General features: G+C 67.4%; 8 protein-coding genes. 2 read left to right on the top strand and 6 right to left on the bottom strand.

The genetic code is table 11. From position 1 onward, the window contains the following. Nucleotides 1–31 precede the first annotated feature (31 nt). From C8258_RS11345 to C8258_RS32585, 3 genes are all read right to left on the bottom strand, one after another. The gene (locus tag C8258_RS11345) at nucleotides 32–1690 is read right to left on the bottom strand and encodes an acyl-CoA synthetase (protein WP_106955115.1); all 1659 of its coding nucleotides are present in this window, start codon (nucleotides 1688–1690) and stop codon (nucleotides 32–34) included. 144 nt (nucleotides 1691–1834) lie between these two features. Beyond that, nucleotides 1835–3505 carry an acyl-CoA synthetase gene (locus C8258_RS11340; RefSeq protein ID WP_369974742.1) on the bottom strand — a complete coding sequence of 557 codons (1671 nt, stop codon included), beginning with the start codon at nucleotides 3503–3505 and terminating at the stop codon, nucleotides 1835–1837. A 143-nt stretch (nucleotides 3506–3648) separates the two neighbouring features. Further along, nucleotides 3649–4083 carry a YbaB/EbfC family nucleoid-associated protein gene (locus C8258_RS32585; RefSeq protein ID WP_158271248.1) on the bottom strand — a complete coding sequence of 145 codons (435 nt, stop codon included), beginning with the start codon at nucleotides 4081–4083 and terminating at the stop codon, nucleotides 3649–3651. On the opposite strand from C8258_RS32585, the gene C8258_RS32580 reads away from it, so the two are divergent. Further along, nucleotides 4074–5924: a hypothetical protein gene (locus C8258_RS32580; RefSeq protein ID WP_158271247.1), complete on the top strand. Its 1851-nt coding sequence runs from the start codon at nucleotides 4074–4076 to the stop codon at nucleotides 5922–5924. The genes C8258_RS32585 and C8258_RS32580 overlap by 10 nt on opposite strands. 68 nt (nucleotides 5925–5992) lie before the next feature. On the opposite strand, the gene C8258_RS32260 is transcribed toward C8258_RS32580, so the two are convergent. Next, the gene (locus C8258_RS32260; protein ID WP_146161213.1) at nucleotides 5993–6643 is read right to left on the bottom strand and encodes a hypothetical protein; all 651 of its coding nucleotides are present in this window, start codon (nucleotides 6641–6643) and stop codon (nucleotides 5993–5995) included. 2415 nt (nucleotides 6644–9058) lie between these two features. Here C8258_RS32260 and C8258_RS32575 point away from each other — a divergent pair. Continuing rightward, nucleotides 9059–11122, top strand: a complete 2064-nt coding sequence (locus C8258_RS32575; protein ID WP_158271246.1) for a hypothetical protein — start codon at nucleotides 9059–9061, stop codon at nucleotides 11120–11122. A gap of 63 nt (nucleotides 11123–11185) precedes the next feature. Here C8258_RS32575 and C8258_RS11305 read toward each other — a convergent pair whose 3' ends face one another. Both C8258_RS11305 and C8258_RS11300 read right to left on the bottom strand, forming a co-directional pair. After that, nucleotides 11186–12424, bottom strand: coding sequence for an acyl-CoA dehydrogenase family protein (locus C8258_RS11305; RefSeq protein ID WP_036504265.1), 1239 nt, complete (start codon nucleotides 12422–12424; stop codon nucleotides 11186–11188). A 46-nt stretch (nucleotides 12425–12470) separates the two neighbouring features. Further along, nucleotides 12471–13856: an acyl-CoA dehydrogenase family protein gene (locus tag C8258_RS11300; protein ID WP_039780112.1), complete on the bottom strand. Its 1386-nt coding sequence runs from the start codon at nucleotides 13854–13856 to the stop codon at nucleotides 12471–12473. Between the last annotated feature and the right edge of the window lie 168 nt (nucleotides 13857–14024).

Here is a 14024-nt window from a genome sequence, read left to right as displayed (position 1 = left end):
CGCACTCCCGGGCCGATGCGTGCCGGACGACTCAGTCGCCGGTGACGTCCATCTCGGTCAGCGGTTTGCGCAGCAGCTTGCCGGTCGCGTTGCGGGGCAGCTCATCGAGGAAGATCACCTCGCGCGGCACCTTGTAGCGCGCCAGGTTCGCCTTGACGTAGTCCTTGATCTCCTGGGCGTCGCGCTGGGAATCGGGACCGGGAACGACGAAGGCGCGCAGGCGCTTTCCGAACTGCTTGTCGTCGACGCCGACGACCGCGGCCTCCTGTACGTCGGCGCGGTCGGCGATGAGGTGCTCGACCTCCTGCGGGAAGACGTTCTCGCCGCCGGAGACGATCATGTCGTCGTCGCGGCCGTCGATGAACAGCAGCCCGTCCTCGTCGAAGTGCCCGACGTCGCCGCTGGACATCATGCCGTCGATGGTTTCCTTGGTGCGGCCGTCGGTGTAGGCCTTGAACGAATGCGCGTTCTCGATGAAGATCGTGCCGGTGACGTTCGGTTCGGTGATGCGCTTGCGGTTCTCGTCGAACAGCGCCAGCCGGATGCCGAGCGGCGGACGGCCCGCGGTGCTCGGCGACTTGCGCAGATCCTCCGGGCTCGCCACGGTGATCAGCGCGCATTCGGTGGAGCCGTACACGTTGTAGAGCACGTCACCGAAGTAGTCCAGGCTGCGCGTCACGACGTCCGGCGGGATCGCCGAGCCGGCGGCGAAGATCATTCGCAGCGAGGACATGTCGTATTTGGCGAGTGTCTCGGGCGGCAGGTCCAGCATGCGCTGCAGCATGGTGGGCACCACCACCAGCGACTCCGCCTTGTACTTGTCGATGTTGGCGAGCGTCTGCTCGGGATCGAAACGCCGCTGCTGGAAGATCATCCGGTTGCCCAGCGAGAGCCCGAGGGTGAACTGCGACAGTCCTGTGGCGTGGAAGACCGGCGCCGCGACGACCATGGAACCGTTGCGCGGCAACGGAATTCGATCCAGGAACTGCGCGGAGATGAACGGGCTGACCTTGTCGCGCGGCGCGCCCTTCGGGGTCCCGGTGGTGCCGGAGGTCAGAATGACCATGCCGCCCGGCTTCGCCGGCGCGGCCACCGCGTCGGGGGAGTGGCCCTCGCGCAGCGAATCCACGGTCGGGATCGCGGGATCGACGTTGTCGGACTCGTCCACCCAGGTCAGGATGCGGGGGATCTCGTCGGGGATGGCGCTCATCAGGTCGAAGAACTCGCTGTCGTGCAGCACCAGTTTCACCTGCTCGCGCGTGGCGACGTCGGCGAACTGCGGCTTCGCGAAGCCGGTGTTCATCAACACCGCGCGCACACCCAGCTTGCCGGTGGCGGCCAGGCTCAGCACCATGCCGCGGTGGTCGCGCGCCAGCAGCGCCACCACATCACCCTCGCGCAGGCCGTGCGCCGCCAGGCCGCGCGCCAGCTGGTTGGACTGTTCGTTGACCTCGGCGAAGGTCAGCTCGCCCCGCTCGTCCAGCAGCGCCGCGGACTTCGGATTGGTCTTCGCCGCGTGCATGATCACGCCCGCGAAGGGTCCGAACTTGGTGACGTTGAGCGCCGAGCTGACCGCATGATCCGGTCGCAGCGGGCTGAACAGCCCGCGTTTGCGCATGACGTTGACCCCCAGAGCCAGATCTCCGGCCTTTCGGAGGGCAGTGCTTGCTGACGGAAGGACAGCTGACATAGGTACAACCTTCCGCGGATTCCGCCAGGCAGGCGGGACCGCAACATCGAGATCCAGTGCCTGCTAACCCTAGCAAGCAGGGGCGCGAAGATGTGGTTCGCGTCTCTGTAACCGACAGTACCGCGCAACTGGTCGGGTGACCGGTTATGTGATCTGGTATTCCACCAGGGCCCGGCGCAACAGCTTGCCGGTGGCGTTGCGCGGCAGATCGTCGAGGAACACCACGTCCCGCGGCACTTTGTAGCGGGCGAGCGTGCCCTTCACGTACGCCTTGATCTCGTCCGGATCCAGGGTGGCGCCCGGCTCGGGCACGACGAAGGCGCGCAGGCGCTTGCCGAATTCCACGTCGTCCACGCCGACCACCGCCGCGTCGAAGATGTCCGCCCGCTCCAGCAGCAGGTTCTCGACCTCCTGCGGGAAGACGTTCTCGCCGCCGGAGACGATCATGTCGTCGTCGCGGCCGTCGACGAACAGCAGTCCGTGTTCGTCGAAGTGACCGACGTCGCCGGAGGACATATAGCCGTCGATGATCTGCTTGTGCCGTCCGTCGGTATACCCGCCGAACGGCGCACCGGAGCGAATGAAGATGCGGCCCTTGACATTCGGGCCGTGGACGCGCTGGTCGTTCTCGTCGAACAGCACCACTTCGCAGGTGATGGGTGCGCGTCCGGCGGTGCCGGGGGCGATGGCCAGATCCGCCGGCTGGGCCACCGTCGCCACCGCGCATTCGGTGGAGCCGTAGAGGTTGTAGAGCACCGGGCCGAACGCCTCGGCGGCACGCACCGACAGTTCCGGAGACAGCGCCGATCCGGCCAGCACGATGGACTTCAGCGAGGACAGGTCGTAACGCGCGCGCACCGCCGGATCGAGTTCGACCATGCGATGCAGCATCGTCGGCACCGCGACCAGCAGGTCGACATCGTGTTCGGCGATCAGGGCCAGGGTGCGCTCGGCGTCGAAGCGTCGCATCATCACCGTCGTCGCGCCGAGGGCGGTGGCGACCAGCCAGGTGGCCTGGCCGGTGCTGTGGAAGATCGGCGAGACGATGAGCATGGTGCCCTGCGGCGGGAACGGGATCCGATCCGCGATCTGGGCCGAGGAGATCGGCGAAACCGCCTCCCGGGGAGCGCCTTTCGGCAGGCCGGTGGTGCCGCTGGTGAGGATCACGAAGCCGCCCGGCTTGGCCGGCAACGGCAGCTCGTTCGGCGGGTGGGCGGCGATCAGTTCCTCGATCGTTATTGCGCCCGTGGGCAATTCGGCACCGTCGTCGACCCAGGTGATCACCCGCGGCAGCTCCGGCGGCAGCGCGTCGAGCAGGCCGACGAATTCGCTGTCGTGCAGCACCACCTTCACGTGCTCGCGTTCGCAGACCTGCGCGAACTGCGGTTTCGCGAAGCCGGTGTTCATCAGCGCCAGCCGCGCACCGGCCTTCCCGGCGGCCGCCATCGCCAGCAGCAGTCCGCGATGATCGCGCGCGAGAATGCCGATCACCGTTCCCGGTTCGACGCCGAGCGACTGCAGCCCGCGCGCCAGCCGCGTGGAATTGTCGTCGAGTTCGCGGAAGGTCATACTGCCGTGCTCGTCGACCAGCGCCGTCCGCTGCGGCCACATCCGCGCGGCATGCCGCACCATCGTCGCCTGCGGCCCGAGCCGGCGCCCCTCCTTCGCCGACAACACCGTCTCCCCGAGATTGCGCGGATCGATGAACCCGCGCTCCCGCAGCACATTCAACGCCCGCACCGCCTCGGTCACCTCGACCGCCTTGCGCTGAGCCCCGTGCAGAACCGACCCGATACCGACGCCCACGTCAACCACCTCCACACGACCCGACCGCGTGCTGGGGACGGTAGCAGCCGCAAGTGTGACTTGGTACACACTTCCGGTCAACAGCTTGGCCTCGATTGTGGGTGGAACACCGTGCGGAGCCGAGGAACGTGCACTCGGATCCGCGCTGCGGGTCACCGAGTCGGCGCGGCATCCTCCGGATCGTCCTCGGGCGGAATCGGATTACGCAGGCTGGGGGCGCCGGGGAGCAGTTCGGGCAGGTCGGGTAGAGGGTCGACGATGTCGGCCACCGGGGCCACGGCCTCGGCGGTGTGTTTCTCGGCATGCATCGCGGCCTCACGGATGACTTCGGTGAGTTTCCGGGCGAGATCTTCCGGCTTGTTCCGCATGGCCGCCGGCTCCAGTTTTATCTCGGTGACCACCCCGGCGGAGTCGACGCTCACTTCGATCGTGCCGTCCGTCGAACGTGCCTGGATCCGGAGGGAATCGAGTCGCCGGCGAATCTCGGCCAGACCCGCCATCTGCTCCTCGTAATTGTCCAGGAGTTGATTGACTTCCGTGCGGGCCAGGTATCGGAAATCGTCGCCGGCGGCGGACAGTGGATCCACTACCGGCTCCCGCCCTCGGATTCCGGCCGGCTTGCCCCACCCATGCGGTTGCACTCCGTTTCCGCCGTTCGCCGTGCCGAACGGGCCTGTGTCGACAGTGTGCTGTCCATCCAAGCAGCACACCGCCGGCTTTCCCAGATGTGGGAAACGGGGAGAAGGGACGGAGAATCGTCGGCGTCGGCAACAGGAGCGAGGTGGTCGAAGTGGGGCAGGAGCTGTCGATCGACGAGGCTCGGCTCCGCGCTGTCGTCCAGGAGTACGAGTCGATCGCGAGCGAGGCTCGCCAGATCTACAACGAGCTTCGCGACCACTTCGCGAGGGTCGGCAAATTCTGGGGCGACGACGAACCCGGCCACACCTTTGCGAAGACGTTCGAGCCCGACTCCCGGACCCTGCTCGACAACATGAATCGCACACTCGGAGCGCTGACCGAGGAAGGGAAACTGCTGTCGGGCATCGCGGGTCGTTTCGAGGAAGCGGACCTGGACGGCAGGACATCTATCCTGGGTACGGGGGATGATCGCGAAACCCCCACGGGTGCAGGGAAATTCACGACCGGTGGGCCTGAATCGGCGACCCCGGGTGTGGTCGGTACGCCGAACTCCGCCGCTCCGCTTTCCCGAGCCCCCATGTCATCGGCGGCCCAGCGGGCGGGAGGTGCTGCGGCCGAGCCGGTTTCGGTGACCGATCCAGCCGGCCGGAGTGTGCAGAATCAGCCGGTGCCGGCTTCGTCGGACGCTGCGCCGGATTCTCCGTCGGCGACGTCCGGCGGAGGCAGCGGCCTCACAGGTGCGTCGGCGCCGTCGGCGGGCAACGCGCCACCGGCGTCGGGGGTGCTTCCCCCACCGGACGCCAAAAACCCGTCGTCGCGGGCGGTTCCGGAAACCGCACCATCGAAGAAGGTCGACGGCCCGGGCTCCGCGGAATCGCAACGGTCGAACACACCCTGGTCGGGCCGTTCGGACGGTGCCGGCCCGAGGCCGGACCCGGCACGCAAAGTCTCGGCTCCCTCGACGCGAGGAGGGCGGCCGAGTACGCCCGGGGCGCCGAAGGCCCCGGCGAAGGGCGCTCCGGGAACTCCGAAACGTGTTCGGCGCGAGGACAAGCGGGTCGAGGCACGGCATGCGTCGTCGGACGAAGGGCGGGAACTCGCCGAGGCGCTCATGAGACGCCACGGTCTCCAGGTGACCGGGTTCGACACCCCCGGAATCGCTCTGGATACGCTGCGCGAAATCGCGCAGGCCCTCGACGACGTACTCACCGCCCACCCCTACCTCGACCTGCCCGAATTCGCGATCGCCGAATGTGGTGACGCCGTCACGCGGCTCGACTGGGTTCGCAGTTCGGACGAAGGCGAAAACATCCCGAGGGTGAAGCGTCTGATTCTGAACGTGGCGACTGCCAAAAATACCGACTCGCTCGCTCGGAAGGTGTCCGCGGACACCGAACGTGGCGGTATTTCTCGTGGTTCCGCCGGTCGGCCGTTGTATTCCATGATCGTGCGGGAACTCGGTCATGCCCTCGATGTGACAGGTGGTCTTCGCGCCCATTCCATATCGCAACGGACATTGATTTCCGAGTACCTCTCGGAGTGCGGCGACAGCCGGTTCGATACCCCGCTCGGCGTCGTCGTCACCGATTACCGGCGGTGGCGCGGCCGGTTGAGCGGATACGGCTTCCCGCACGGCAGATTCGAACCGGGAAGGGCGCTGGCCGACGCGTTTGCCGAGGTGCAGCTCGAAGCGGGAAAGGCTGTTGCCCCTGCGCGCGTCCTGCATCGGCTGCTCGTGACTACCGCGAAACGTCACAGCACGAAGACCTTTCCCCCTGATCAGGTGTAGCCCGTCATGCGTAGGGACCGGCAGCGAGCGGCTGTCAACGTGAACGGACGAATTCGGTGACCCTGCGGTTACCGCCCGAACTTCCGGACTGGGCGGTCAAGGGGGTCGCCGGCGAGAGCTTTCCCAAGTTCGACGAAGATATCGGATACGCGACGTCGGAGTGCATATCCGATTGCATGGAACGCTGGAAGAACCTGGGGCCCCGTTTGGACCGCCTCGCCGCTATGGAAAGTCTGGCCCTCTCGGGCATGACCGAATCCGAGAAAGGCGATCTCCGGAATCGCCCGATGCTCGCGGATATCAGCAATACGCATGAATACGGGCAAAATTTGGCCGCTTTCACGTCGTCCGCCAGCGGAAATTATCAATACACGAAATGGAGAATAATCTGGACCCTCGCCGCGATGGTGGCGATGGTGGCGACGGACATCTTCGTCGGCGGCCCGCTGAAAGCCGCGGCGGACCGGGCCCGCAGCGAAGCGATAATCGTGGCTGCCCGGAACCGGCTGCTGGCCTGGGTGGAACGAATAGGAGCCGAGTCCGCGGCCAAGCGGGCTCTCATCCCCATGGCGCGGGTAGCCAGGCTGTCTGCTCCTTTCATGAAAATCGCCGGGATAGGTGCGGTCTTCGGTGGCGGTGTCGATCTCGCCGCGCAGATGTCGCAGAAATACATCGATCACCGCCGAGACGAAATCGACTTCGGCAGTGTCGGTAAACAAGCACTGCTCGGCGGCGTAACCGGCCTCGCCGGTGCGGCATTCGGTATATACGCCGCGCCACGGGCGGGCCGATTGTTTCAGCGATTCGCCGGCGGAGCCGGCGCGACCGCCAGCAGAGTTGTGCCCACCCTGATAGTCGGTGTCGGTGGCGGTCTGGTGGGCAGCGTGGTGGGCGTCGGAGCCAACGCGTTGATCAGCGGCGGGAAAATTTCGGGGGACGAGCTTTTCGACGCAGCGGTCGCGGGATTCGGTGGCGGATTCGTCGGTTCGGTTATTCCGGCCGGCCGCGCGGCAGGTGGGGCTCGGGCGTCGAGGTTGTCGGAAACGCCGTCGGTTTCTGCACCGAGCACCGGGGGCGGAGCTCCGGCCGGCCGCCCCTTCAGTAGTCGCCCGCCCGCGTCGCGAGGCGAGCTACAGCCACTCGACTCCGCCATCGCCCCGCCGTCCGGCCGTCGCGGGGATCAATTCGGTCTCGTGGCCGCAGCGGACCCCCACAATCCATCGGGGCCCAACGCATTCAACGCGGGCGGCCCGAGAGGGAAGCCCGAGGGCCCGCCGAGTGAGCCGTCATCGACGGGATCCGGACTCGGCGAGGGGAATGCGGGACAGGGCCACGCTCCGTCGCCGGGGAATGAGCCGGCGTCGCCATTGCGGATTTCGATGGGTCAGGGGAGTGCGGATCCGGCTGGTGTGCCTGCGTCGCTTCCTGATCCGGGCGGTCACGGGCTGAGGCCGCCGTCGGAACAGGGTGTGCAGCCGCCGCCATCAAGAGCCGAAGCACCGTCCGCCGCGCCGCCGCGGGGAGCTGCGGAGACTGCAGCACCGGGTGGGTCGCCGGCAGCGTCGCGAGGCAGTGGGACCGGCGGCAGTGCCACCGCCGCCGGTCCTCGAACGGGGGAGCAGCCGCCGTCGGTGCCGCCTGCTGGCCCGGCGCGCGGTGAGACGGGTGCAGGTCAGGCACCAGGCATGCCGGAAGGTGCGCAACCTCCGGTCGAGCCGCCAGGAGGTCCGGTGGCGGGTGAACCTGTGGCAGGTCCTGCCTCGAACAGAACAGACGAAGGGGCGCCGTGGGGCGAGGCCGAACCATCCCCGTGGGGTGAGCCTGAGCCGTCGCCGTGGGGTGAGCCTGAGCCGTCGCCGTGGGGTGAATCCGATGGGCCTTCGCGGGCGGGGAACCCGGGGGAGGGAGAGCCATCGACGGGGCCCGCGAAGGCAGCGGAACCGAACGAGGGTTCGGGTGATGGGCTCGGCACCCCCTCGTCTCCGAAAGCACCTGAGGCACCGCCGTTTACGCCGCCGGCAGAGCCTGCGGAGCCTTCGTCGTCGGGTGGATCGCCGCCCGTGCAGGAGGTGCCCGGGAATCAGGCGGGTGAGTCCCAGGCGGTTCCATCGCCTGGTGAGGCCAGGGCGGGGGAAACTGCGGAGTCCGGGACAGTGCCGAGGGCGTCCGAGGACACGTCCGGCCCCGGCACCAACAGGGGCCCGTACGACGAGGACGGGTACAACAGCCGCGGGTACGACGAGCAGGGATACGACCGGAACGGGTACGACGAGAACGGTTACGACAAGTGGGGCTGCAAAGAGGACGGCTACGACGACCACGGCTTCAACAGGCTCGGGTATGACGCGGAGGGATACGGCAGGGACGGGTACAACGAGCGGGGATACAACAGGGCCGGGTACGACAGAGAGGGAACCCTGCACCCCGAGAGAGCTGTTGCGCCCGGTGAGGCAGGCAGTGAGGCGAGCTCCTCACAGGCAGGTAGGCGAGGCGCTGACAATCAGCCGAACGATCCGAACGCCGGCGTCGGCAGAAGAGATCCTGCGGGGCCCGAGGGCAACAAGCCGAATGGCGGGGCGGACGGTTCGTCTCCGAGGGCCAAGGCGGGGACCGATGGTGGTGTGCCGCTGTTACAAGAGGTGTGGAGCGGCCGGGCGGGGATCGCGAGCGCTGACGACGTAGCTCGCTTGGTGGCCGGATACGACTTTCCTGAGGGCGTTCCTCAGAACAGGGTGCACATCGCGATCAATGACGCGCTGCGAGTCACCCGGCAGAGCGGCGGCGACTTCGGCGATTTCGTCAAAAATGTCGACACGCGGCTGAAGGCATACAAGATCAGCCTGGAGGAGCCGCCGGGTGCGCCGCAGCGGCCGCCGGGTGAGCAGACCCCGGGCGAGCCGCGAGGGGGCCCGGTGCCAGGCGATCCCGCCAACGGTTCGCCCGGTTCGGGTGAGGCAGCTGGGGGCCCGCCCACCCCGGCTCCACCCGGGCCACGAAATGCGGATGAGCCGCCACTTCAGCAGGATCCCGATGGCACGCCGAGGTCGACATCGCCGCCATTGGGACGACCGCCTGAGGACCCCGCGGCTCGTCCGGATGGTGACGGGGAGGGCGCAGGTGGTAGCGGCGCTCCCGTGAAGGGCGACGACAGCTCCGGCGGAGCTGATACCGGCGGCTCGGGCAAGGGTGATGGCGAGGCGGGCAAACCGGGCGACTACGACAAGGACGGGTACGACAAGAACGGCTTCGACAAGGACGGATTCGATCGGGACGGGTACAGCCGGGAGGGGTACAACAAGGACGGGTACAACCGAGCGGGGTACGACAAAGACGGCTACAGCCGAGGCGGGTACGACAAAGACGGGTATGACCGCTCCGGTGCCCATAAAGACGGCTACGACGAGAACGGATACGACCCGAACGGGTACGACCGGGCCGGATTCGACCGTGGCGGGTACAGCCGGGACGGGTATGACAAGAACGGCTACAACCGGGGCGGTTTCGACAAGGACGGGTACGACCGGGGCGGTTACGACAAAGACGGATACAACCGAGCCGGCGCCCATCGGGACGGGTACGACGCCCAAGGCTACGACCCGAACGGCTTCGACAAGGACGGATACAACCGGGCGGGGTTCAACCGGGAGGGCTACGACAAAAACGGCTACAACGCGGCTGGACGGCACAAGGACGATGTCGATGGTTCGGCGAAGGACGGTGGGGACGGCTCGGGCAAGGACGGTGGGGACGGCTCGGGCAAGAAGGACTCCGGCGACGCGGAAAGCGCGAACAAGTCCGAAGGCACCGATGACAAGGACAAGGACAACAAGGACGACAAGAACAAGAAGAAGTCCGACGACGATGACGACGATCCCGACAAGAAGAAGATGGGCAAGGGCAAGAAGCTTCTTCTGGGAGCCGCTGCCATCGGTGCCGTCGGCTATTTCGCCTCGAACCACTGGTCGCCGTGGGGGCACCAGGGCGACGACGGGGGGTCGGGCGATGGATCGGGCAGCGGCTCCGGTTCGGGATCAGGATCCGGTTCGGGGTCTCCGGCGCCGATCACCCCGACCGTTCCGAGTACGGCTACCGAGCCGACTCTGCTGAGGCCGACCGCGCCCTCCGGTTACTCGTATACGCCGACTTCGCCCTCTGCTCTGACGCCGACACAGCTGGGCCCGTCCTCGTCGGGGTCGGCACCGAACGACGGTGCGTGGTCGAACGACCCGACTTCGCTGGATCCGACCACGCCGGGTTCCCAGCCGACCACACCCGGTTCGCTCCCGGGCGACGGTTCCTCCTCCGATGGTTCCGGCAGCCTCGCCCAAGATCCCAGCCAACTGTCCCCGGGGACCGGTCTCGGCAGCGGCGTTTTCGGCGGTGGCGGCATGAGTGCCGATCCGATGGGCGGTATGGGAAACCTGCTGGGTGCCGCGATGGCCGCCATCACCATGATGTCCATGGGATCCGGTGCGGGACCGGACGACAGCGGCGAGGACCCGTATTACTACGACGACGGCGCCGTCGCGCAAGCGCCGCAACCCGCGCCGGCCCCCGCACCCGCCGCCGACACCGGTGAGGGCTCGGGCTCGGGCTCTGGTGAGGGTTCAGGTTCTGGCTCTGGTGAGGGTTCAGGCTCTGGCTCTGGTGAGGGTTCAGGCTCTGGCTCTGGTGAGGGTTCAGGCTCTGGCTCTGGTGAGGGTTCAGGCTCTGGCTCCGGTGAGGGTTCAGGCTCCGGTTCCGGTGACGGTTCGGGTTCCGGGTCAGGCCACGGTTCGGGTTCCGGTGAGGGCTCGGGTTCGGGCTCCGGTTCCGGTGACGGTTCGGGTTCGGGTTCGGGCTCAGGCCACGGTTCGGGTTCCGGCGATGCCTCGGGCTCCGGCTCCGGTGACGGTTCGGCCTCCGGTTCCGGTGACGCTTCGGGTTCCGGCTCTGGCAATACCTCGGCTTCCGGCCAGGGATCGGGCACGGCCTCGGCGCACAGCTCCGGTTCGGGCGAGACCGCGAATTCCGGTGCTGATTCGGCGAATTCGAGCGCCGATTCGAATCCCGTCGCCGAGCCCACCGCCGTCCCGGCGAACTATCGCCCAGGAGATCGCTGGCAGTTCGGCATATCCCCGCCCGGCTCACACCCCTGGCAGCGACTCGCCACCACCGGCCCCGCGAACAGCTCCAACCCGCCGCCGACCAAGACCTGACCGTGCGCACGAAAAAACCGGTGTGGGTCGTGAACCCACACCGGTTTTCCGTTGTCCTGCAACCTACTTCAGCTGCGCACTGCTCAGCTCCAGCACGCGCCGCGCCACGATCAGCTGCTGGATCTGCTGCGTGCCCTCGAAGATGTCCAGAATCTTCGAGTCGCGGCTCCACTTCTCCAGCAGGGTGCGCTGGGAGTAGCCCACCGCACCGGCGAGTTCGACGGCCTTCAAGGTCACGTCGGTGCCCATGCGGCCGGCCTTGGCCTTGGACATGGAGGCTTCGAGGGAGTTGGGCTTCTTGTTGTCGGCCATCCACGCCGCGCGCAGAGCGAGCAGGTAGGCGGCTTCCCAATCCGATTCCATGCGAAGGAATTCCGCGGCGGCGGCGGACTGGTTGTTGGCGGGGATGTCGTAGGAGATCTCCACGCCGGACTCCTCGAGGATGGTGCGCAGTTCCTCGAGGGCGGCGCGGCCGACACCGATGGCCATGGCGGCCACCAGCGGGCGGGTGTTGTCGAAGGTCTGCATGACCCCCGCAAAACCCTTCTCCACGTTGACTTCCGGGCTGCCGAGGATGTTGTCGGCCGGAATGCGGCAGTCCTCGAGACGCAGTTCGGCGGTGTCGGAGGCCTTGATGCCGAGCTTGTGCTCGAGGCGAGCGACGGTGAGGCCCTTGGCATCTCGCGGCACCACGAACGACTTGATGGCCGCGCGGCCCTTGGACTTGTCGACCGAGGCCCACACCACGATGTGGGTGGCGCGGGAGCCGGCGGTCACGAAGATCTTGGTGCCGTTGAGAACCCATTCGTCGCCGTCGAGCACCGCGGTGGTCGACACGGCTGCGGAGTCCGAACCGAAGGACGGTTCGGTGATGGCCATCGCCGCCCACACCTTGCCGAAGCGCTCGAGCTGTTCGTCGGTGGCGACCGCGGCGATGGCGGCGTTGCCGAGCCCCTGATAGGGGATCGACAGCATCAAACCGACGTCGCCCCAGCAGGTTTCGAGCGCGTTGAGCAGTGCCGACATATTGCCGCCGTTGCTGTTGCCGAGCAGTTCGGTGGCGTGGCTGTCGCCGGCCTCGTCGCCCGACTTCGCCTTGCGGCCGCCGGTGGCACCGGAGATGTCCTGGGTGCCGGAGTCGGCCAGGCCCTCCACCATGGCGGCCATGGTGTCGAGCTCCACCGGGTACTCGTGCTCGGCCAGGTCGTATTTGCGCGAGATGGGGCGGAAGATCTCGGCGGCGACCTGGTGGGCCTGGTTGGCGCTGGCCCGCAGCTTCTTGGGGAGTTCGAGATTGATCATCGGAATGTCTCCATCAATACGGTTCGGGGGGTCGAGGAGACCCGGATCAGATCAGGACCACACCTTCGGCGACGCCGATCGCCCGCAGATCGCGGTACCAGCGCTCGACCGGGTGTTCCTTGGTGTAGCCGTGACCGCCGAGCAGCTGCACGCCGTCCAGGCCGATCTGCATGCCCTTGTCGGTGGCGAACTTGCGGGCCAGCGCCGCCTCCCGGGAGAAGGACAGTCCCTGCTCCGCGCGTGACGCACCCCGCAGAGTCACGAGCCGCAGGCCGTCGAGTTCGATGGCGATATTGGCGACCATGAACGCCACCGCCTGCCGGTTCGCGATCGGCTCGCCGAACGCCTCGCGCTCCTTCACGTACGGCTTGACGTAGTCCAACACTGCCTGGCCGGTGCCGACCGCGAGCGATGCCCAGCCCAGGCGGGCCAGCCGCACGGCGTCGGCGTACTCCTCGGCGCGCTGCGCGGCGTCGCCGTCACCCAGGATGGCCTCGGCCGGAACCGCGACGTTGTCCAGGATCAGCCGGCCGAGGCCGGCGGCGCGCAGGCCCATGCTCGGATCGGCCTCGATCACCACACCCGGCGTATCCGATTCGACGATGAAAAGCGCGGGGCGGCCGTCGATTTCGGCGCCGACGATGAACAGCTCGGCGTCGGCGGCGGCCGGAACCAGACTCTTGACACCGTTGATCCGGTAGCCGCTGGGAGAGCGGGTGGCCTTGGTCTGCAGCGCGAACGGATCGAACAGCGCGCGCGGCTCGCTGATCACGACCGAGGCCTGCGGCACGTTCTCACCCGTGAAGGCGCCCAGGTAGGTCTGCTGCTGCGCGTCCGAACCCCACTGCGACAGCGCGACGGCCACCCCCGACGGCGCCAGGATCGGCAGCGCCAGGCCCATATCGCCGTGCGCCAGCGCCTCGGCGACCAGCGAGTTGGTGACGGCGCCACGCTCGGTGGCCGCACCCTCGAGTTCCTCGGGCACGTTGATCAGCGTGATGCCCAGTTCGGCGGCGCGCTCGAGCAGATCCTTGGGCGCCTGGGCCGCGCCGTCGGCCTCGTAGGCCGCCGGGCGCAGGATCTCCGCGGCGAATTCGCGCACCGTCTCGACGATCATCTGCTGTTCGTCGGTCGGGGTGAGGTCGAAGTAGTCCTTGCTGCGGGACTCGTTGGCGGGCAAGCGCTTCGGCTTGCCACCACCGGATACCTTGCCGAAGGCGCGGGTCGCGGCGCCGAGCGTGCGGAAGCCGGTCTTGGTGCCCTCGTAGGTCAGCCGTTCGATGGGCTTGCGCAGGTTGTACTTCTCGGCCAGTTCGGAACCGGTAATGGTCGTCATGACCCGCATGGCCGCGCCCATCCAGTCGCGCTTGACCGGGTTGAGGCCGACGGCGGAATCCGGACGTCGCTCCGTTGCGGTGTCTCGAGTGCTCATAGTCACCAGTCTTCTCGGGTGTGGGTGTCGGGTGATCGGTCCCAGGATCTTACTTTCGAGTAAGTCTATCTTACTCCAGAGTAAGAACGCAGTCGAGAGGCTGCGCATATCGCCGTGATCTCGATCCCATCGCCGCCTCGGCAACCGCCCCGCACAAGCAGGGCAATT

This window comes from Nocardia sp. MDA0666, from assembly GCF_003023875.1.
In the GTDB taxonomy this organism is placed as follows: Bacteria; Actinomycetota; Actinomycetes; order Mycobacteriales; family Mycobacteriaceae; genus Nocardia; species Nocardia aobensis.
Note: the sequence above shows the minus strand (reverse complement) of the source record. Positions and strands in the feature narration are given on the sequence as shown.